22 protein-coding genes are annotated in these 18,216 nt (G+C 73.4%); 9 read left to right on the forward strand and 13 right to left on the reverse strand.

Going from position 1 to position 18,216, the window contains the following annotated elements; translation table 11 throughout:
* Positions 1-319, forward strand: a 319-nt coding sequence (locus AA75_RS46595) for a transposase (RefSeq protein WP_199520522.1), incomplete at its 5' end; no start/stop codon positions are given.
* Positions 320-523: 204 nt separating this feature from the next.
* Here AA75_RS46595 and AA75_RS39070 read toward each other — a convergent pair.
* Complete coding sequence (locus AA75_RS39070) at positions 524-796, reverse strand: hypothetical protein (protein ID WP_149038645.1); 273 nt, start codon at positions 794-796, stop codon at positions 524-526.
* A 125-nt stretch (positions 797-921) separates the two neighbouring features.
* The gene (locus AA75_RS39075) at positions 922-1,854 is read right to left on the reverse strand and encodes an oxidoreductase (RefSeq protein WP_033825214.1); all 933 of its coding nucleotides are present in this window, start codon (positions 1,852-1,854) and stop codon (positions 922-924) included.
* A gap of 100 nt (positions 1,855-1,954) precedes the next feature.
* On the opposite strand from AA75_RS39075, the gene AA75_RS39080 reads away from it, so the two are divergent.
* Positions 1,955-2,566 carry a TetR/AcrR family transcriptional regulator gene (locus AA75_RS39080; RefSeq protein ID WP_033825215.1) on the forward strand — a complete coding sequence of 204 codons (612 nt, stop codon included), beginning with the start codon at positions 1,955-1,957 and terminating at the stop codon, positions 2,564-2,566.
* Positions 2,567-2,720: 154 nt separating this feature from the next.
* On the opposite strand, the gene AA75_RS39085 is transcribed toward AA75_RS39080, so the two are convergent.
* The 3 genes from AA75_RS39085 to AA75_RS39095 form a co-directional block, all read right to left on the reverse strand.
* Positions 2,721-3,665 (reverse strand): hypothetical protein, encoded by a 945-nt coding sequence (locus tag AA75_RS39085; RefSeq protein WP_149038646.1) that lies wholly within the window; start codon positions 3,663-3,665, stop codon positions 2,721-2,723.
* A 229-nt stretch (positions 3,666-3,894) separates the two neighbouring features.
* Positions 3,895-4,719 carry a hypothetical protein gene (locus AA75_RS39090; RefSeq protein WP_033825217.1) on the reverse strand — a complete coding sequence of 275 codons (825 nt, stop codon included), beginning with the start codon at positions 4,717-4,719 and terminating at the stop codon, positions 3,895-3,897.
* Between the two features lie 121 nt (positions 4,720-4,840).
* Positions 4,841-5,572, reverse strand: a complete 732-nt coding sequence (locus AA75_RS39095) for a hypothetical protein (RefSeq protein ID WP_051814174.1) — start codon at positions 5,570-5,572, stop codon at positions 4,841-4,843.
* A gap of 133 nt (positions 5,573-5,705) precedes the next feature.
* On the opposite strand from AA75_RS39095, the gene AA75_RS39100 reads away from it, so the two are divergent.
* A complete protein-coding gene (locus AA75_RS39100) occupies positions 5,706-6,530 on the forward strand; it encodes a VOC family protein (protein ID WP_033825218.1) in 825 nt (274 codons plus the stop codon).
* A gap of 70 nt (positions 6,531-6,600) precedes the next feature.
* Here the strand turns inward: AA75_RS39100 and AA75_RS39105 are convergent, their stop codons facing one another.
* Positions 6,601-8,175 (reverse strand): multicopper oxidase family protein, encoded by a 1,575-nt coding sequence (locus AA75_RS39105; protein WP_033825219.1) that lies wholly within the window; start codon positions 8,173-8,175, stop codon positions 6,601-6,603.
* 335 nt (positions 8,176-8,510) lie between these two features.
* Complete coding sequence (locus AA75_RS39110) at positions 8,511-8,972, reverse strand: MarR family winged helix-turn-helix transcriptional regulator (protein ID WP_033825220.1); 462 nt, start codon at positions 8,970-8,972, stop codon at positions 8,511-8,513.
* A gap of 62 nt (positions 8,973-9,034) precedes the next feature.
* On the opposite strand from AA75_RS39110, the gene AA75_RS39115 reads away from it, so the two are divergent.
* Together AA75_RS39115 and AA75_RS39120 are read left to right on the forward strand one after the other, a co-directional pair.
* Entirely contained in the window at positions 9,035-9,436 is a 402-nt protein-coding gene (locus AA75_RS39115; RefSeq protein ID WP_033825221.1) for a VOC family protein, read from the forward strand.
* 98 nt (positions 9,437-9,534) lie between these two features.
* Entirely contained in the window at positions 9,535-10,182 is a 648-nt protein-coding gene (locus tag AA75_RS39120) for a GPP34 family phosphoprotein (RefSeq protein WP_033825222.1), read from the forward strand.
* Between the two features lie 90 nt (positions 10,183-10,272).
* Here the strand turns inward: AA75_RS39120 and AA75_RS39125 are convergent, their stop codons facing one another.
* A complete protein-coding gene (locus AA75_RS39125) occupies positions 10,273-11,112 on the reverse strand; it encodes a potassium channel family protein (RefSeq protein ID WP_063794528.1) in 840 nt (279 codons plus the stop codon).
* Positions 11,113-11,379: 267 nt separating this feature from the next.
* On the opposite strand from AA75_RS39125, the gene AA75_RS53010 reads away from it, so the two are divergent.
* The 3 genes from AA75_RS53010 to AA75_RS39140 all read left to right on the forward strand — a co-directional run bounded on the left by AA75_RS53010 (position 11,380) and on the right by AA75_RS39140 (position 13,825).
* Positions 11,380-12,426, forward strand: a complete 1,047-nt coding sequence (locus AA75_RS53010; protein WP_233289384.1) for a hypothetical protein — start codon at positions 11,380-11,382, stop codon at positions 12,424-12,426.
* Complete coding sequence (locus AA75_RS39135; protein WP_233289392.1) at positions 12,377-13,261, forward strand: stealth conserved region 3 domain-containing protein; 885 nt, start codon at positions 12,377-12,379, stop codon at positions 13,259-13,261. Before AA75_RS53010 ends, AA75_RS39135 begins: the two co-directional genes overlap by 50 nt.
* A 120-nt stretch (positions 13,262-13,381) precedes the next feature.
* Positions 13,382-13,825 (forward strand): hypothetical protein, encoded by a 444-nt coding sequence (locus AA75_RS39140; RefSeq protein WP_051814177.1) that lies wholly within the window; start codon positions 13,382-13,384, stop codon positions 13,823-13,825.
* A 40-nt stretch (positions 13,826-13,865) separates the two neighbouring features.
* Here AA75_RS39140 and AA75_RS39145 read toward each other — a convergent pair whose 3' ends face one another.
* Together AA75_RS39145 and AA75_RS39150 are read right to left on the reverse strand one after the other, a co-directional pair.
* Positions 13,866-14,231, reverse strand: a complete 366-nt coding sequence (locus tag AA75_RS39145) for a cupin domain-containing protein (RefSeq protein ID WP_033825223.1) — start codon at positions 14,229-14,231, stop codon at positions 13,866-13,868.
* A gap of 493 nt (positions 14,232-14,724) precedes the next feature.
* Positions 14,725-15,072 (reverse strand): hypothetical protein, encoded by a 348-nt coding sequence (locus AA75_RS39150; protein WP_033825224.1) that lies wholly within the window; start codon positions 15,070-15,072, stop codon positions 14,725-14,727.
* 170 nt (positions 15,073-15,242) lie between these two features.
* On the opposite strand from AA75_RS39150, the gene AA75_RS39155 reads away from it, so the two are divergent.
* Positions 15,243-15,509: a hypothetical protein gene (locus tag AA75_RS39155; protein WP_033825225.1), complete on the forward strand. Its 267-nt coding sequence runs from the start codon at positions 15,243-15,245 to the stop codon at positions 15,507-15,509.
* A 103-nt stretch (positions 15,510-15,612) separates the two neighbouring features.
* Here AA75_RS39155 and tgmC read toward each other — a convergent pair whose 3' ends face one another.
* Genes tgmC through tgmA form a run of 3 tightly spaced genes read right to left on the reverse strand, consistent with a single transcriptional unit; the run spans position 15,613 to position 17,989 of the window.
* On the reverse strand, positions 15,613-16,755 hold the full coding sequence (gene tgmC, locus AA75_RS39160; RefSeq protein WP_033825226.1) for an ATP-grasp peptide maturase system methyltransferase: 1,143 nt from the start codon (positions 16,753-16,755) through the stop codon (positions 15,613-15,615).
* On the reverse strand, positions 16,752-17,723 hold the full coding sequence (gene tgmB, locus AA75_RS39165) for an ATP-grasp ribosomal peptide maturase (RefSeq protein ID WP_033825227.1): 972 nt from the start codon (positions 17,721-17,723) through the stop codon (positions 16,752-16,754). The genes tgmC and tgmB overlap by 4 nt, the downstream gene beginning before the upstream one ends.
* A complete protein-coding gene (gene tgmA / locus AA75_RS39170; protein ID WP_033825228.1) occupies positions 17,723-17,989 on the reverse strand; it encodes a putative ATP-grasp-modified RiPP in 267 nt (88 codons plus the stop codon). The genes tgmB and tgmA overlap by 1 nt, the downstream gene beginning before the upstream one ends.
* Positions 17,990-18,216: the final 227 nt, after the last annotated feature.

Raw genomic sequence — 18,216 nt, forward strand, 5'->3', positions numbered from 1 at the left:
CATCCAGCTCGGCGGCCCGATTGTTCTGGTCTGGGACAATCTCAACACTCACCTGGCCGTCGGCATGAAGCAGTACGCGGCGGAGCACGACTGGCTCACCGTCTTCCAACTGCCCTCCTATGCACCGGACCTCAATCCGGTCGAGGGCATCTGGTCACTCCTGCGTCGCGGCCCGACGGCGAACACCGCTTTCACCGATCCGGATCATCTCACCCGCACCCTCCGACGCGGACTGCGGCATATCCAACTCCGACCCGCCCTTATCGATGGATGCCTGGCTGGCACCGGCCTGCCACTCACCCCACCGACTCCACCTTGAAAGCCTCAGTAGTACGGGGCGAGCAGCCCAGTCACACCACCCTGGCCATGGCCGCGCTCGCCCACCTGACCGCTCTCCGCGCTCGCGAGGCCGCAAAATGGGGCGACGCCGACGGCAAGGACGGACTGCGAGCACCATCTGCGCCGGTCACGCTTCCGACGCCGCAGCCAGGCCCGAGCCCGCCGATCCCACGCGGTTGCAGTACTAGCGCCGCGGGCCGCCGCCCGGCCGTATCGCGGCCGACAGGTCCTCCGCGGAGCGCAACGGGCAGAGCACGCCGTTGAGCAGGGCAGCGGAGATGGTGACCTGGTCCGACCACTCGATGACCAGCCGGTCCGCGCCACGCACGTAGCAGTTCCTGCCCCACACCCTGCTCGGCCGGTCGATCTCCGGGAAGTCGGCCGGTCGCGGGGAGAGGATCCGCGACCAACCCGCCCGCTCGATCTCCACGTCCCAAAAGCCCGGGCCAGCTATCATGACGACCTCCTTCAAGGTGCACGATACCTGCACGTCACGGGCGTATCCGGAGTCGTCCCGTCCACGGCCCCTGGCGGCCCCTCCACCCCCGGGCCCGGTGCACCGCACGAGCCCCCCGGCCGCGCTCAGCCGGCCGTTCCCCCCGCCGCGCCGAGGTCGGGGCCGAGGGCGGGGAAGGGCACCCCGGTGAGCTCCTCCGAGCGGTCCCACAGCCGGCGGGCCCTGCGGTCGTCGACGGCGTACGCGCTCGGCTGCGCCGGAGCCGGGTACCCGCGCAGCTCGCCCCGGCCGCCCGGGCCGGTGTAGCTGCCGCCGGGCAGCGGCTGGGTGGCCGCGTACAGGGACGGCAGTGCGCCCTGCTCGTCGGACTGGGCGATCACGCGGTTCGCGACGGCCATCACCAGGCGCTGCACTGCGCCCGCCGAGCGGCTCTGCAGGTTGGTGGCGGCGTAGCCCGGGTGGGCGGCGTGCGCGGTGACCGGGGATCCGGCCGCGGCGAGGCGGTGCTGGAGCTCTCGGGTGAACAGCAGGTTGGCGAGCTTGGACTGCTGGTAGGCGCGCCACGGGCGGTAGGACTTCTCGGAGTTGAGGTCGTCGAAGTCGATGTCCACCCCCGGTCGGCGGTGTGCGTTGGAGGCGACCGTGACGACCCGGCCGGTGATCTGCGGCAGCAGCAGGTTGGTGAGGGCGAAGTGGCCGAGGTGGTTGGTGCCGAACTGCATCTCGAACCCGTCGGCGGTGCGGGCCTCGGGGATGGCCATCACGCCGGCGTTGTTGACCAGAACGTCGAGCGGGCCGTCCCAGCCTGCGGCGAACCCGCGAACGGAGGAGAGGTCGGCCAGGTCCAGGCGCCGCACCTCGGTGCTGCCCTGGATGTCCGCCGCCAGCGCCTCGCCGCGGCGGGTGTCCCTGACGGCCAGCACCACGTGGGCGCCGGCCCCCGCCAGACGGCGGGCGGTGACGGCCCCGAGGCCGCTGGTGGCTCCGGTGACGACGATCGTGCGGCCGGCCTGCGAGGGCAGGTCCGCGGCCGTCCAGTTGCTGTGCGATGTGCTCATACCGCCAGGCTGCCACCGCACCCCTATGTTGTCAATGACTACATCGGTCCGCCCGCACCGCCCGGAACCGGGCCGACCAGCGGTTTGTTAGCATCCCGGCATGCCGGAACGGAGCTACCACCATGGCAATCTGAGGACCGTGCTCCTGGACGAGGCAGAGCGCGCGCTCATCGAGACCGGAGTCCAGGACCTGTCGCTGCGCGCCCTCGCACGGGATGCCGGGGTCAGCCACGGCGCCCCCCGCCGGCACTTCCCCGACCGCGCGGCGCTGCTCGAGGCGCTCGCCGTCCGCGGGTTCGAGAACCTCGCGGCGCGGCTGACCGAGGCCCTCGACGGCGCCCGGGGCGGCTTCGAGCCCCAACTGCGGGCGATCGCCCACGCCTACGTGGCGTTCGCGATCGGCCGGATGCCGCTGGTCGAGCTGATGTTCGCGAGCAAGCACCGCGAGGGCACGGATGCGACGCTGGCGGCGGCCCACGCCGCGTACGCCGTGCCGTTCGCCGCGATCTCGGCCGCCCGGCGCCGCGGCGAACTCCTAGGTACCGACGAACAGGCGGCGGGGCGGCTGGCCTTCGCCACACTGCACGGCCTGGCCGTCCTGCTGAACACCGGCATGATCGCGGACAGCGACGTCGCCGCCACCGTGGACACGGCGGTGGACGGCCTGCTCACCGGCCTCGCCGCCCACCCCGGCCGGGCCGTCGGCGCGTAGGAGCTGTCCGGCCGATCATGTGACTGCGCCTGATCCGCGCGATGTTCCAGGTACGGGGCGCAGAGAACGCGGTGATCCGTCGGACGCGGAGTGGGAACGGCTGCTGCCGTACCTGCGGGCGGGCAACGGCCGGTGCGGGTGGTGGCGTGATGTGTCACACGGGGACGACGACCAGGCCGGCGACGTAGCGGGCGAGCCGTGCCGGACCGTGCCCGGCGAGCGCCCGGTGGACGTAGCCGGGCACCGCGGGCCGCAGCCCGACGGCGACGTGGCGGAGGTGGGCGGTGCGGTGGAACCGCGCCATCGGCCCGGGCCCGTCGAGCAGGGTGACGCCGTCGGCGGCCCGGCCGGCACACGGGTGGTACGCGCACAGGGCGTCGTGCAGGCTCCGGGCGACCGCGCCCGCGCCGGACTGCGGTGCGCTCAGCAACCCGCGCAGCCGAGGGTGCACCCCCTGACCGGCGAGCTCGGCGTCGGTCGCGACGGGCGGGCACGGCCCGGCGCCGCGGGCGAGGAGCGGGGCGAAGGGCACGGCGCCGGCCAGCAGCCCGGGCCCGTCGAGGCCACCGAACCGGAGACCGGCGGCCTCCGCCTCGGCCGCGCGGTGGCGGAGGGTGGCTCGGACGGCCAGGGCGGGCAGCAGCGCCGCGGCGGCGGTGACGGCGTCGGGAGCGGTGGTCGCGGCGGCTGCGGCCTCCTCGGGCCCGGTGTGGAGCAGCAGCGCGGCCGGGACCTCCAGGTGCTCGGCGGTGTACAGCAGCCGGGTGAGCTGGGAGTCCGGGTCGGCCCGCCGGTCCGAGCCGATCCGCCACAGACCCGCGTGGCAGGTGAGGCTCCGCGTCTGGACCAGGCAGCCGAACCCCCGCCCACCGGGCTCCACCCACCACCAGAGCAGGTCGGCGCCGGTGGCCTTGCCGCGGTGGCTGTTGAACGAGACGTACCGGGCGTCGGGCGGCAACTCCTGCAGCAGCTCCCGGACGATCCCCTCCTCCGCCGTGAAACACCCGCGGAAGAGCTCCTGCGCCAGCCTCCGGGGGCGGCGACTGCGCGCTACGGCGCGGCCGTCGATCGGCATGCGCGCGCGGCCGGCCAGACCCATCAGCCGCACCCCTCCTCCGGCGCCCGGACCCGGCGGCGGGCGGCACCCGCCGCCGTGGTCGCACTCATGATGACCCATCGCCTACCCGCCCGGACTGCTACGCCCGGACCGCCCAAGGCATCGTCTCGTCGGGCCGGGCGCTACGTCTACCTCGGCACCGTCACCGCAGCAGCACTCGTCGGCCGGCTACGCTCGTGATCGCCAGGACAGCGCTTAGGCGCGTTCAGGGTCAGGGGCGTCCGGGCCCGGGGGCATCCGGGCCGGGCGGCGTCCGGCGTCGGCGGCGCAGCCGGTCGCGGAGCGCCCGGATCCGGCCCGGTCCGGGCTGTTCCCGCGCCGCGGGGGCGGCGCGCCGGGGGGCCGCTCCGCCCGGGGAGCGGTACCGGTCGTAGTGGTACGGGCGGAGGCCGTCCGAGAGGAACGGTTGGCCGCCGTGGTCGATGGTGACGGTGCCGCGCCGGCCGAGGCAGGACCAGTCCAGCTCCAGCCGCCATTCGATCAGCTCACGTTCCCGGTAGCCGTCGGGCCGGACGATCAGGTACTCGGGGGCGCCGGAGGTGACGTAGAACGGGAAGTCGGTCCCGTCGAGGGGCGTCGCGCGCTCCAGCCGGGCCTCCCGGGTGGCTCCGCCGCCGGGCGTGGCGCCGTCCGCGGGTCCGGCTCCGCGGAGGTCGGCGTTGTAGTGGGCGGCGGCCCGGTCGAGCCCGACGCGGAACCGACGGGGGCTCAGGTCCGCCGCGTCCCACCAGCCGAAGCGCGCGATCCGGCGCACCACGACGGGCCGCAGCCCGTGCAGGATGACCGCCTGCGCGGTGAAGCTCTCCACGTAGAGGTGCACGGCGGTGTCCGGGCCGCTGCCGCCGCCTTCGTACGTGTAGCCGGTGCTGTCCGGCTGTTCGGTGTCCACCGTGACCGTCAGCTGCGGCTCCCCCGGGGCTCGCCCGGCGGGCCGGTCGACCGTCAGATGGCCGTGCAGCACGCCGACTTGGATCACCGTCTGCGCCTCGGCGCCGACGATGCGGTTGGAGATGCTGCTCTCGCTGTCCTCCGGCATGCCCCGCCAACGTCCGCCGCCCGCCCGGCGTGCCCGGGCCGGGGCGTGCGGGATCTCCTCAGCGCCCCCTCGTTCCGCCCTCGCACGCCGGTCGGCCGGACGCGCCCTTACTGACGACCGGTCAGCCGCGGTGGTCCGCGATCCGCCGGAGCACGGGGTGGTCGAGGTCGTCGTTGCCGACGACGATCGTGGCGTGCGCGACCGGGTCGGCCTCGGCGAGGTAGCGGCGGCAGGCGGCGTGGTAGCGGTTGTCGAAGGCCCGCTCGGCCTGGGCGAGGGAGCCCATCAGCTCGGTGTCGCGCCGGGTGCCGCGCCGGCGGGCGACAGGGAAGCCGGTGTCGGTGAAGACCACCTCGTCCCACAGCCCGGCCAGTTCGCCGCGCTGCAGGAAGCTGCCGTCCACCACCAGGACCGCGTCCACGGGTGCGGTGGCGGGCGGTTCGTCGATCGCCCGGTCGGTGGAGAGGTCGATGATGCGGCTGCGGTAGCGCCGGTCACCCCCGGGGCCGAGCGGGACCAGGACGTGCCGGGCGAACGCGGGGAAGTCGTAGGCGTCCTGGTAGTAGCCGATGGCGCTGTCGCGGCCCTGCCGGTGGCGGTGGGCGCGCGGGTGGTGGAAGCCGTCCATGGAGAGGTGGATCGCGGCTCGTCCGCGGTCGGACACCGCGGCGGCCAGGGCACGGGCGAGGGTGGTCTTCCCGGCGGCGGTGATGCCGTCCACCGCGACCCGCAGCGGATGTCCGGGCCGCCGGGTGGCGAGGTGGTCGGCGATGCGGCCGATCACCTGGTCCCGGGTGGGCGGTTCCGGCCGGCCCTCGGACCGCGGGGGTTCGTTCTTGATCGGTTCTGTCATTCCGCGAATCGTACTGGTACGTGTGCCGCCCGGGACCGGACCGGACACGCGCTTCGATCGCCCGGGGAGTCCGGACCCGGTGACCTAGCGTGGGACGGATACGCCGTCGTACACGACAGAGAGGTCGACCGACATGACCGGGTTCCCGGAGGGCGCGCCGTGCTGGGCGGACGCGATGTTCGCCGATGTGGAGGGCGCGAAGAGCTTCTACTCGGAGGTGCTGGGCTGGACCTTCGGTGAGGCGTCCAGCGAGTACGGCAACTACACGCAGGCCTACTCCGACGGCAAGGCGGTCGCGGCCGTGGTCCCGCCGATGCCCGGCAGCGAGGCGCCGTCGCAGTGGTGCCTGTACTTCGCGTCGCCCGACGCGGCGGCCACCGCCGGGAAGATCAGGTCCGCGGGCGGTGAGGTGGTGATGGATCCGATGCAGGTCGGCACCTTCGGCACCATGCTGATCGCCAGGGAGCCGAGCGGCGCCGTGTTCGGCGTGTGGCAGCCGGGCGAGCACCGGGGCTTCGAGAAGACCGGCGCGCCGGGCTCCTTCGCCTGGGCGGAGGTCTTCACCCGGGACAACGCAAAGGTCGACGGCTTCCTGCCGAAGGTGTTCCCGTACCGGGCCCAGCAGGTCGACATGGGCGACGACCCGGAGGCCGCCGGCATGGACTACCGGATCTTCGGCCTCGGCGGCAGCGGTCCCGAGAACGCGGTGCTGGGCCGGATGGGCATGGGCGAGGAGTTCCCGCCCGAGGTCCCCGCGTTCATCCAGGTCTACTTCGGCGTGGCGGACTGCGACGAGGCGGTCGCCAAGGCCACGAAGCTGGGCGGCCGGCTCCAGTTCGGTCCGATGGACAGCCCGTTCGGCAGGTTCGCCGCGCTGACGGACCAGCAGGGCGCCGCCTTCGCCGTGATCGACATGACGACCACCGCGGGCGAGATGCCGACCACCACGGACGTCTAGCGGATCCGGCCCGCACCGGCCGGGGCGGGCCGCTGCGGCTCGCCCCGGGCAGGTCCCCGGCCGGGCCGGCCTACTCGACCTGGAAGTTCCCCATCATCGCCATGTCCTCGTGCTCGAGGTTGTGGCAGTGCAGGATGTACCGGCCGGGGTACCCCCGGAACCGTACGAGGACGTCCACCGGCTCCTTCGGCCGGACGTCGACGGTGTCCTTCCAGCCGCCGTCCCACGGGTGCGGGTCGCCGCCGCCCCGGGCCACCACCTGGAAGTGCGCCAGGTGGAGGTGGACCGGGTGGTGGACGTCGCTGATGAAGCGCCACCTCTCCACGCTGCCCAGACTGGTGGTGGCGAGGGTGGTCTCCGGGTCGAAGGACTCGCCGTTGATCGTCCAGGCGTGGCCGCCGTGCGAGGTCCTGGTACGGCGGAAGGAGAACTGGCGGTGCGCGACCGCCTGGTCCTGCGACAGCTCGTCCGGGTCGGCCAGCCGGGCCGGTACCTCGCTGTCGTCGGCGGCCTCCCGGACCACCCGGAAGCGCATGACCCACCGGGTGTCGCCGTCCCCGAGCGTGTTGACCAGGGTGACGGTCGAGCCGACCGGCCAGGCGGAGAAGTCGACCACCACGTCGTAGCGTTCGCCCGGGGCGATGGGGACGGCGTCCAGTTCCACCGGCTCCGCCAGGAGCCCGGCGTCGCTGCCGATCTGGGTGAACGCGGCACCGTCGCGCGGCCCGGGCCGCAGGGCGAGGCGGTAGCGGCGGGCGTTCGAGCCGTTCAGCAGCCGCAACCGGTACCGGGCCGCGTCGACCTCCAGCTCGGGCCAGGGCGCACCGTTGACCAGCACCACGTCCCCGACCACGCCGGCCATGTAGGCGTCCTCGACGCCGGGCGGGTCGATCAGCTCGGGGTCGAGCGACGGGTACCGGAAGTCGCCGTCCTCGTCGAAGGCCCGGTCGCAGATCAGCAGGGGCAGGTCGCGCTCGCCGGAGGGCAGCGGCAGGGCCAGCTCGGCGCTGTCCCGGACCACGAAGAGTCCGAGCAGTCCGCGCCAGACCTGAGGGGCCGTGAAGTCCATCCGGTGGTCGTGGTACCAGAGCGTCGCGGCCCGCTGGTCCAGCGGGTAGCGGTACTCCTTCGTCAGCTCGGTCAGCTGCCGGCCGGCCGCCGGTGCGTCGTGGTGGCCGCCTGCCATCGCGTCGTGGTGCTGCCACCCGGCGGGGACCACCAGGTCGGTCGGATAGCCGTCCGAGTCCGGCGGCGTCACTCCGCCGTGCAGGTGCATCGAGGTGGGGACCGGCAGTTCGTTGCGGACGCTCACCACCACCGGCCGACCGGCCTGTCCGGTGAAGACCGGCCCGGGGAACAGGCCGTCGAAGCCCCACACCCGGGTCCTGACCCCGGGCAGGATCTCGACGTCCGCGGCGCGCTGCACCACCTCGAAGCGGTCACTGCCGTCGGCCTGCCGCACCGCCTTGGCGAACGGCGCCGCCGGCAGCGGCACCGAGAACGGCTCCGGCAGCTCGATCCGGCTGGTCAGCAACTCCCCGTTGATCACGCTGGCGGCCGCACGGCCCGCGAACACCCCGCTGCCCGCCATCGATCCGAGGCCGCCGGCCAGGACGAGGAAGGTACGACGGCGCAGCGGGCTCACCGGGCGCCCCCCGTGACCGGGTGCGACAGGCCGGGGACGTTGTGCGGTGCCGTCGTCATCCAGATCTCTCCCACTACTGATCCGAGCGCCGGCCCGGACCGTCGGGGTCGGTGTCCGGCGCAGGCGGTCCACACCTTCCTGAGGAAGATGACACAGGGTCAGGAGCGTAACCGGGCGACCTGCTGGCCCCGGCGCCGCCGCGCCGGACGGCACGCCGCGACCGGCCGCCGCCGGAGGTCCGGTCGGCCGTACGGGCGACTTCCCCGCCCGGCGGCGCGGGCGCCGCCGCTTCCGCCGCGGCCGCACGACCCTCTCCCCCGGCGCGCGCGGGGTGGTCAGCCGCCGGTGGGGAGTGTTTCGAAGACCCGGCGCAGGAGGTCGGTGAGCTGGGTGCGTTCGGCGGGGGTGAGCGGGGTCAGGAGGGTGGCCTGGACGGCTTCGGCCTCGGCCTGCAGTTCGGTGAGGGCGGTGAGTCCGGCCGGGGTCGCGTGGACGCGGACGCGGCGGCGGTCGGCGGGGTCGCGGGTGCGCTCGACCCAGGTGGCGGCGGCGAGGTCGTCGACGACCTTGGTGATGTCGCTCGGGTCGACGGAGAGCCGGACGGCCAGCTCGCGCTGGGCGTGCGGGCCGAAGTCCGCGAGTGCGGCGAGCACCGCCATGTGCCACAGGCGCAGCCCGCGGCGGGCCAGCCGTGCGGCGAGCAGGCCGCGGGCGGCCTTGCCGGTTCGCGACAGCAGGTAGGTCGTGAGCCCGGTCAGGCTGGGCGGGAGGGTGTCCGGGGCCGGTTCGGGGTTCATGGCGATGATTCTAGGTGCTCACCTATAGTGGGTGTGGACCCATTATTTCTGGAGGCTACCGCGTGGACGCGCTGCACCCCCGCCTGCTGGTCACCCGCTTCGCCGAGACCTTCCGCTTCTACGACGCCGTGCTGCCCCGGCTCGTCGGCGCCCGCCTGGCGACGGGCGGGCCCGCCGGCCCGTACGCGCACTGGGACGTGGACGGGCAGGGCGTCCTGGTGCTGTTCGAGCGTGCCGCGATGGCGGCGGCGACCGGCCTCACCGCCGCGGAGTCCCCGGCGCCCGGCGGCGGCGCGATGTTCGTCTGCCGGGTGGCGGACGTCGACGCGGGACTGGCACTCTGCCTGGCCCACGGCGCCGAGGAGGTCGCGCCCGCCACCGACCGGCCGTCCTGGGGGCCGACCCTGCGGACCGCGCACCTGCGCGACCCCGAGGGCACGCTGATCGAGCTCCAGTCCTACTGAGGGCCGACCGGCCCGGCGCGGGCGTCCTCATCCGGACGGACGGCGGACCGGCCTTGCGGGCGATGCCCCGGCGCCCGCCGCGGGCCTAGGGTCGGTGCATGACCCGACCGCTGCATCTCGCGACCTATCTGATGGCGTTCGACACCGACCGGCAGACCCTCTTCGACCGCACCCGGACGGGGTTCCTGGTGCGGGCGGCGGTCCTCGCCGAGCTGGCCCGCCGCGGGAGCGTGGCCGACGACGGCGGCACGGTGGCCGTCGCGGAGGCCGAGCCGACCGGCGATCCGGTCCTCGACGCCGCGCTGACCGAGGTCGGTGCCCATGCTCGGCGCTGGAAGGCCTGGATCCGCCGGGACCGCGAGGACACCCTGGAGGCCGTCGAGCAGCAACTGGCCGTCCTGGGCGCGGTGCTGATCGAGGACCGCGACCCGTACGGGCCGCCCGCCCGGCGGCGGGTGCTGGTCCCGGACCCCGCCGAGGCGCTGGCGGTGCAGCGGGCGACCGCGGCGCTGCTGCGCGGCGAGGGCGACCCGGCGCGGGTCGGTCTCGGTGAGGCCGCACTGGCGGCGCTGGCCGCGGCCGGGGGCGTCGGCCTGGTCGTCTCCCGCGGTGAGCGCCGGGCCCACCGCGACCGGGTGACGGCGCTGACCGGGCGGCTGTCGGAGCTGTCGCCGGCCCTGGCCCGCGCGGTGGGCGGCCTCGGCACCACGCTGGTGGCGGCCCAGGGCGGGATGGGCGGCGGCTGAGCCGCGCCTGCGTGAACTCCGGCCACCGGCAACACCGGTGGCCGACACCACCGGTGACCGGGGTCCGGCGCTGCCAGGCCCGCCACCGGCTCAGGCCACCGGCTCGGTGGCGCGGGACGGCCCGGCGGGCGGCTCGGCGGACGGTTCCGCCGATGGCTCGGCGGACAGATCTGCGGACAGGCCTTCGGACGGCTCGGACGGCGGGTCGGCGGGCCGGACGGCGCCCAGCTCCGCGAGCTGCCGGCGCAGTTCGCGGACCTCGGCCGTGAGCTCCAGGATGGCCTGCTGGTTCTGGTGGTCGACACGTTCCTCCGCCTGGAAGCGGGCGACGAACCAGGCCGCGATGTTGGCGGTCACCACACCGAGCAGCGCGATGCCGGAGAGCATCAGGGCGACCGCGAGCAGCCGTCCCAGTCCCGTGGTCGGGGTGAGGTCCCCGTAGCCGACCGTGGTCATCGTGGTGAAGGACCACCAGAGCGCGTCGCCCAGCGTACGGATGCTGGCGGTCGGCGAGGAGCGTTCGATCTCCAGCACGGCCAGGGAACCGAACACCAGCAGGCCGAGCACGACCCCCGCGACATAGGTGGTCAGCCGGACCTGGGAGGCCATCCGCACCCGCCGCCCGGCCAGCAGCAGGGTGGAGACCAGGCGCAGCAGCCGCAGCGGCTGGACCAGGGGCAGCAGGACCGAGGCGAGGTCGAGCGGGTTGCTGCGGACGAAGGTCCAGCGCTGCTCGGCGAGGAGCAGCCGCATGCCGTAGTCCACGGCGAACGCCGCCCAGGCGGCCCACTCCACCCAGGTCGCACCGTGCAGGACCCACGGCCGGGCGTCGGGGGCGAGGATCGGCACGGCGTACGCCACGGCGAACACGACGGACAGGGCGATCAGCGGGTTCTGGGTGCGGTGTTCCCAGCGTTCGCGGCGGGTCATCCGGATGGCCTGCTTCCTGGCTGGTCGGCGTGTCGGGCCCTTCGACGGCGGGTGGAGCCGTGGCCATTGTGCCGGGCGCCGCGGGGTGGCGGCGGACGCCGAGCGGGCGGGTGGCGGCGGGTGACGGCGGGTGGTCCAGCTGCTGGGAAGCGTCCTCCCGGGTTGGGCTCATCAGCGCCTGGCAGACTCCCCGGCCTGCGCCGTTTCCGCCTTCGCCGCCGTACTGCCGCCCCCGGGCCCGCGGCGGCGCCGACCCCCGGAGGTTCCATGCGCGTCCGTCGTGCCGTGCCCCGTGCCCTGCGGCGCCGGCTGCGGCGCCTCGCCGACCGGCTGGCCCCACGACGACGTCCGCAGGCCGTTCCGCAGGCCGTTGCGCAGGCCCCGGCCGCCGCCGCGCGGCCGCGGCCCGATCCGCTGCTGGAGCGCGAGGAGCAGCTGCTGGCGGACCTGCCCGACCTGGTCCGGCACGGTGAACGGTGCGCCCTGCTGCGGGGCCCGGTGCTGCCGGGCGAGACGGCGGACGCCAACCTCGCCGAGACCGCCGCCGCGCTCACGGCGGCCGGGGTGCCGTTCGCCGTGGTGCCCGACCGGCCCGGCAGGCACCGGCTGGCCATCCGTCCGGGGGGCCGGACCGCGGCGCTGGAGGCCTGCGCGGCCGCCTTCGCCGGCCGGCCCGTCTACGCGGACCTGCTGGAGCACGGCCGGACGCTGGGGACCGTCCTCGCCGAGCAGCTTCCCGCCGCCGTCCCCGCCGTGGAGGCGCCGCCCGCGCGGACCCCGGCGGCGGCACCGGACGAGGGCGGGGAGGCGGATGACGGGAGCGGGCGCGACCGGGTGAAGGGGGTGCGGGTGTACCGGCCCGTCCTGGCCGGCGGCCGGGTGCACTACGGCGCCGACCACGGCTGTGACGTGGAGTTCTGGGACGCGGCGGAGTCCGGGGAGGGTGCCGTCGCCTCGATCGGGGTGACCCCGTACGGCTGGTGGCTCTCCTCGCTGGAGGCCACCTCGGAGATCCGGATCGGGGACCGGACCTACCCGCTCGCGGACCTTCGCCACCGCGTTCCCCGAGGACGTGTCCTTCCCCGTCGACGCCGTGGTGTCCTGGGTCGACGACCGCGACCGGGCCTGGCGACGCCGCCGCGCCGAGGCCCGCGCCCGGGTACTGGCCGACCGCGGCCTGCCCGACGACGGGCCGGACGCACTGCCCGGCGACACCCCGCAGCGCTACCGCAACCGGGACGAACTGCGCTACTGCCTGCGGTCGATCGCGGCCAACGCGCCCTGGGTCAGGCACGTCCACCTGGTCACGGATGATCAGGTGCCGCACTGGCTGGACACCTCGTGGCCCGGCCTGACGGTGGTCTCCCACCGGGAGCTGTTCGCCGACGGCGGCGCCCGCCCGGTGTTCAACTCGCACGCCATCGAAGCCCGGCTGCACCTGATTCCCGGCCTCGCCGAACACTTCCTGTACTTCAACGACGACATGTTCCTCGGCCGGCCGCTGAGCCCGCAGCTGTTCTTCCACGGCAACGGCCTGCCCAAGGTCTTCCCGGACGACCGGGTGATCCCGCCCGGTGACGCGGGCCCGGGCGACACCGTCTACGTCGCGGCGCAGAAGAACACCCGGGCCGCGATCCGGGCGGCGTGCGGGCGGACCTACCCGCGGGTCCTGTGCCACGTCCCGTACCCGCTGCGGCGCAGCATCCTGGCGGACAGCGCCGAGCGCTTCGCCGAGCCGCTGGCCCTCACCGCCGGGACGGCCTTCCGCTCGGCGACCGACCTCGCGCCGGTGACCCTGGCCAGTCACCTCGCCCACGCCACCGGCCGGGCCGTCACCGGCGAGCTCGAGCACGGCTACTTCCGCGTGGACAGCGGGGACGACCTCGGGCGGCTGCGCGATCTGGCGGACCGCCGCTGGGCCGACGCCTTCTGCCTCGCCGACGGTGTCCGCGACGCGATTCCGCGGGCGGAACAGGACCGCGCCGTCCGGGCCTTCCTGCGGGACTGCTTCCCGGTCCCCTCCCCGTTCGAGGATCCGGCCGCGGGCGACCTCGGCCCGGCCGGTCCCGGCCCCGACCCCGGCCCCGGCCCCGTTCCACCGCGCGGCACCCCGGCGCCCGACGACCGCCCGGACGTCCTGGCGTCCTGACGTCCCGGTGTCCCGGTGTCCTCACCCGTGCGGTCGGCGGATCATGGTGGTGTCCCTCCCCCGGTACGACGGCCGTCGGCCGTCGGCCGGGCCCGCGGTTCGACCGATCGGAGCACGCCCGTGACCACCGGCCCCACCGGAGCCCCGCTGCGCATCCTCACGGTCTGCCTGGGCAACTACTGCCGCAGCCCGCTCGCCGCCGCGGTGCTCGCCGCCAAGGCGGGCGCGGCCGCCGAGGTGAGCTCCGCCGGCCTGCTCGACCTATGGGTCGGCGGGACCGCCCACCCCACGATGATCGCGGCCGCGGCCGGGCTCGGCTACGACCTCTCCGGCCACCGCCCCGTCCGGGTCGACGCCGCGATGCTCGATCGGGCGGACGTCGTGCTCGCCATGGACCGCTCCGTGCTGGAGCAGTTGCGGTCCCTCGGCGGTGCCCGGAACGCCGCCAAGATCCGGCTCTACCTGGACGGCCGGGACGTGCCCGACCCGATGGGCGGCACCGCCGAGGGCTTCGCTGCCAGCGCGGCCATCATCGAGGCCGGGGCCGCCCGACACCTGCCCTGACACCTGGCTCAGGGCTCGGGGCTCGGGGCTCAGGGGGCCGCTACCGCTGTTTGGCGTAGTCCGACAGCCCCTGCCAGTCGATCACGACGCAGGGCTCGTCGCCCACCACCCAGGCGTCGTGGCCGGGCGGGCAGACCATGAAGTCACCGGGGCCGAAGTCGGCCGACTCGCCGTCGTCCATCACGATGTGCATCCGGCCCGAGATCACGTACCCCATGTGCGAGGCCTGGCAGGTCTCGGTACCCGCGAGCGGCTTGATGTGCGTCGACCACTTCCAGCCGGGCTCGAAGGTTCCCCGTCCCACCGCTCCGGCGTCCAGGTTGACCAGCTCCACCTTCCCCGAGTCCTGCTCGAAGGGCCGGACCTCCTCGGGGCTGTCGAAACTCTTGCGGATCAGACCAGACATGACGTGCTCCTCACCCGAACCGGGATCCCCCTTCCAGTCTCGGCTCCGGAGCCCCGGACGGCGACGCGCGGCCGGACCGGACCGGCCCGGGCGGCCCGGCCCGGTCAGCTCAGCCGGGTCCGCAGCAAGCAGAACTCGCTACCCTCGGGGTCTCCGGACGGGCGGTAACTAACGGTTCTACGACAGGGCCGAGAGTGCCCCGCCCGGGATCGGTCCCGGACGGGGCGAGGGGGGTTCTACTGCGGGCAGGTCAGCGAGCACGCCCACAGGGTGTGCCCGGGGCCGCTCGCGGCTTCCTGGTGGACGATCGGGACCGGGGTGGGGGCCGGACCCCCGCACCGAGCGCAGCGCACCGGAGCGAGGCGGGGCCACGTCTCCCCGCGGGCGTTCTGGTGGTTGTCCCCGTGGAACGGCTCACGGACGCACGGGGCTCCGTCGAACTGCCCGGGGCGAGGGGCGCCGCATGTGGGCTTCTCGGTAGCGGCGAGGGTCATCACGCCACCGCCCCAGCGAGCGTGTGCGCGCCGGGGTAGGTGTATCCGGGGTCGGGCTTCCCCATCACGACTGCCCGAAGGGCTTCACGCCGTTCGCGCTGCTGCTCCCTCTCCTCGTACTGGCGCTGCATTTCGTCCAGCTCGGCAAGCCATGCCGTGTGGTCGACGTACGGGCGCACCAGCGGCCCCACGTACGGGTTCTCTCGCTCGGCCCACGACGCGAGTCGCTGTTCGGGGAGAGTGACCCGGATGGGCTCGGGGGTGGCCGGTGCGGCGCGGTGCTGTCCGCGAGCCGGAAGGATTCGGCGCAGCACCCACAGGAGGGCGAGGGCGATAAGGTGTCGCATGTTCGTTCAGCTCCCTAAAGCTGTCGGACGCGACCCCCGGAGCCGGGCCTAATCGGCTTCCGGGGGTTCTCTAATTTCTTGAAAATACGGGACCAGCCTATACCTGTCCATAGGCGGCCACTACCTACGGTAGGCAGGCGTGGCGGTGCGCAGCCGGATACCGTAGCGCTGTGACCGACCTTGACCCGACCCGCCCGAAGTGGCCCCAGATCGTGGCAGTCCTCGCCGCACGAATTGAGCGAGGCGCCAACGGCTACGCGCCGGGCTCGATGATCACAAGCCCTATGGTCCAAGCGGAGTTCTCGGTAGCCAAGATCACCGCTGGGAAGGTCTTCGCGGAGCTTCGACGCAAGGGGCTGATCCGGACCGAGTTCGGGATGGGCAGCTTCGTGACCGACCAGGCGGAGCGCATCGACCAGGCCAACGGGAACCATTGAGCCCCGTCCTGCCGGATCACCAGCGGGACGGGGCCGAGGGCGCAGGATAGCCAATGGCCGTTGAGTGAATACGACGCCTGCGCCCCCACCGAGCCTATCCGGCTCAGATCGGGAGATCCCAGCCCGGACCGTCCGCGGTGCCGAGCCAGACCCGCTGTCGTTCTTCGGACACGGTGATGCCGAATCCGTCCTGGTGCGGCTTACCCTTCGTCTGCCACGCTTCTACGGCGTTCTCCACCTGGTCCCACAGCCGGAGCGGGCCACGCTGGACCACGGTCCACCCCCCGTCAGGGTTGGGCATGGTCCGGGCCTGCGATCCGGTGGCCACGTCCGAGAGAATCTGATGCCCGCCCGCGCCCATCCGCTCGGCTGACGGTGCCGCGAGCTGTGCGACCCACCCACCCGTCCACGTGCTGATGACCTCGGGGTCGATCCTGCTGGGCCGCTCGTTGCCGGGCAGCAGGGAAAGGCTCTGGCGGGGCGGCCGGTCATGCGGCCGGGCGATCATGAAACTGGTGAAGCCCGGCAGGAACCGGCCCGTGGCCTCTCCGGGGGCTGTCATGGTGAGCAGAGCCAGACCGAATCCGTAGGACCAGCCGGAAAGGGTTACCAGGATCTTTCCGCCCGGCTTGACCTGGTGCAGCCACGGCGGCGGGATGTACCGAACCGAACAGGTAGCAATGAGCCGGTCGTAGTCGCCCCCGTCCGGGTCGCCGAGCATCCCGTCACCGATGATCAGGCGGGGCGCGTAGCTGGCGGCCTTGATGGCAGTGGCAGCAGCCCCACCCACCGTGGGGTCATATTCGATGCTGGTGATGTTGGTGTCCCCGAGGCGGTGCGCACCGAGGGCGGTTGAGTAGCCCGTTCCTGTGCCGATCTCCAACACGCGGTGCCCGGCCTCGGTGTCGAGCTGGTGCCACATGCGCAGTACCAGGGACGGCAGGGTGGATGACGAAGACGGGGCGCCGGTCACGGTGCCGTCGGGCACGTCCTCCGGGCGGGTCCGTCCGTCCAGTTGGGTGACGAGGGTCTGATTCGTGTAGACGCTCTCCAGCCATCCGGGCTCGCCCTCGCGAACGGGCCGGTACTCGGTCGGGTTGCTCCCTTCGACCGGAAGGAAGTACGACCCGACGAACAGTTCCCGGGGGACGGTCTTCGCGGCGCGATCCCACGCGGGATCGGTCACCATGTCGTCCCCCGTGAAGGCAGCCACCATTGCGGCGCGAAGTTCGGCCGATGTGCTCACGTGTCGGGGCCTTTCTCTAGCTGGTCGGCGAGGGCATCGGCGATTGCTGCGGTGGTCTCCGCCGGCTGCCATGCCCACTGCCCGTTGGCGTTGCATTCAAAGAAGTACCAGGCGCCGTCAGGGGTCACGGCGAAGTCGAACGCGCCGTACACCAGGTCGAGTTTGGCAAGGTAGGCGGCGACCGAACGCGCGACCGCCCCGGGGATCTCGATGGGCGTGCACGTCATCAGGTCTTGCCGGTGGCGCCAGTCGAGATCGGGGCTGTCGATCCGGACCCCGAACAGGCGGTCACCGACGGCAGTCACCCGCACGTCGAACACCTTCGGCACCTTGGCTTGGAACAGGTGGGGGCATGCGGACACGGCGTCGGTGATCTCGGCCGGGTCGACCCCGCGCACCCACACCTGTTGCGCGGTTCCCTCCGCGTTCCGGTACCGGCTGTCCCACAGTGGTTTGTAGACAGCTCCGCCGGGTTGGTAGGCGCAGAAGTCGCGGGCTTCGTTCGGGTCTGCCGTGATGACAGTGTCCGGGACCAGGAACCCGCATCGGGCGGCGGCAGCAAGTTGCGCGGGCTTGTACTCGGCATTGCGGATTCGCCAGGGGTGATTGACGTAGTGTGCTCCGGGAAGGCAAGCAAGGATGCCCCCAGTGCCCCAGAAGGCTTGCGCACTGATGAACTTCGCGTCGTGCTCGGCGAGTCCGGGCGGCGCTTCGTAGGGCGAGGGTCTGCGGAGCCAGACAGACCGAACGTCGGTGATGTCGAGTTCCCGGCTCGGCGTGCGCAGGGTGCCCCGCTGTCCGTTCGTACGGTACGTGGCGGACAGCGAGGCACCCGTGTGCAGATCGGCGCCGGGATCGACACGGACGACCGGTACTCGGCGGTCAGCGAGGATGCGTACCACCACATCGGCCGTCACGTCGTACGGGTTGGTCAGGACCAGTACGGCCCGGTGTCGACCCCCGGACATCAGCCCGTGCCCTGGTCCTGGTCGTTGGCCGGGATGCTGTCCATGTCGGTCGTCGGGTTCGCGCCCTGCCCGTCGCCGCCGCCCGTGCTGGTGGGCGTGCTGGTGTTGGTGCTGGTGCCGTGTGCACCCATCTCAACCGTGCGGCCGTGCTGGTCCACGATCACGGCTATTTGCGTCTCGGGGTCGATCACGGGGGTATGGGCCGGGATCACCGGGGAATCGGCGTACGGCCCCATGCGGGTGGTTCCCCACGCTGCGGTTGTCATCTGTTCTGCGCCTCCGCTTCGCTGGTGGTGCTGACAGGATCAACAGCTCGGCCAGGTAGCCGAGTTGTGTAATCCCACCCCGACCGGCTCGACCTGTCCAGGGTTGGGGACGGCCGGGGTGGGAGTCGTGCCCCGTCACGGGCGACCGGGCCTCAACCACGGCTCGGGACGGGAGATTTGGGGCCCGCTCTGGCCCATGGGGAGGGGGAGCCTCATGGATGGGACGC

This window comes from Kitasatospora sp. MBT63 (genome assembly GCF_000710465.2).
In the GTDB taxonomy this organism is placed as follows: domain Bacteria; phylum Actinomycetota; class Actinomycetes; order Streptomycetales; family Streptomycetaceae; genus Kitasatospora.

Coding starts and splice junctions, on each gene's coding strand:
- AA75_RS39070 (WP_149038645.1), bottom strand. CDS start 796: ATGATAGCTGGCCCGGGCTTTTGGGACGTGGAGATCGAGCGGGCGGGT.
- AA75_RS39075 (WP_033825214.1), bottom strand. CDS start 1,854: ATGAGCACATCGCACAGCAACTGGACGGCCGCGGACCTGCCCTCGCAG.
- AA75_RS39080 (WP_033825215.1), top strand. CDS start 1,955: ATGCCGGAACGGAGCTACCACCATGGCAATCTGAGGACCGTGCTCCTG.
- AA75_RS39085 (WP_149038646.1), bottom strand. CDS start 3,665: ATGGGTCTGGCCGGCCGCGCGCGCATGCCGATCGACGGCCGCGCCGTA.
- AA75_RS39090 (WP_033825217.1), bottom strand. CDS start 4,719: ATGCCGGAGGACAGCGAGAGCAGCATCTCCAACCGCATCGTCGGCGCC.
- AA75_RS39095 (WP_051814174.1), bottom strand. CDS start 5,572: ATGACAGAACCGATCAAGAACGAACCCCCGCGGTCCGAGGGCCGGCCG.
- AA75_RS39100 (WP_033825218.1), top strand. CDS start 5,706: ATGACCGGGTTCCCGGAGGGCGCGCCGTGCTGGGCGGACGCGATGTTC.
- AA75_RS39110 (WP_033825220.1), bottom strand. CDS start 8,972: ATGAACCCCGAACCGGCCCCGGACACCCTCCCGCCCAGCCTGACCGGG.
- AA75_RS39120 (WP_033825222.1), top strand. CDS start 9,535: ATGACCCGACCGCTGCATCTCGCGACCTATCTGATGGCGTTCGACACC.
- AA75_RS39125 (WP_063794528.1), bottom strand. CDS start 11,112: ATGACCCGCCGCGAACGCTGGGAACACCGCACCCAGAACCCGCTGATC.
- AA75_RS53010 (WP_233289384.1), top strand. CDS start 11,380: ATGCGCGTCCGTCGTGCCGTGCCCCGTGCCCTGCGGCGCCGGCTGCGG.
- AA75_RS39145 (WP_033825223.1), bottom strand. CDS start 14,231: ATGTCTGGTCTGATCCGCAAGAGTTTCGACAGCCCCGAGGAGGTCCGG.
- AA75_RS39150 (WP_033825224.1), bottom strand. CDS start 15,072: ATGCGACACCTTATCGCCCTCGCCCTCCTGTGGGTGCTGCGCCGAATC.
- tgmB (WP_033825227.1), bottom strand. CDS start 17,723: ATGTCCGGGGGTCGACACCGGGCCGTACTGGTCCTGACCAACCCGTAC.
- tgmA (WP_033825228.1), bottom strand. CDS start 17,989: ATGACAACCGCAGCGTGGGGAACCACCCGCATGGGGCCGTACGCCGAT.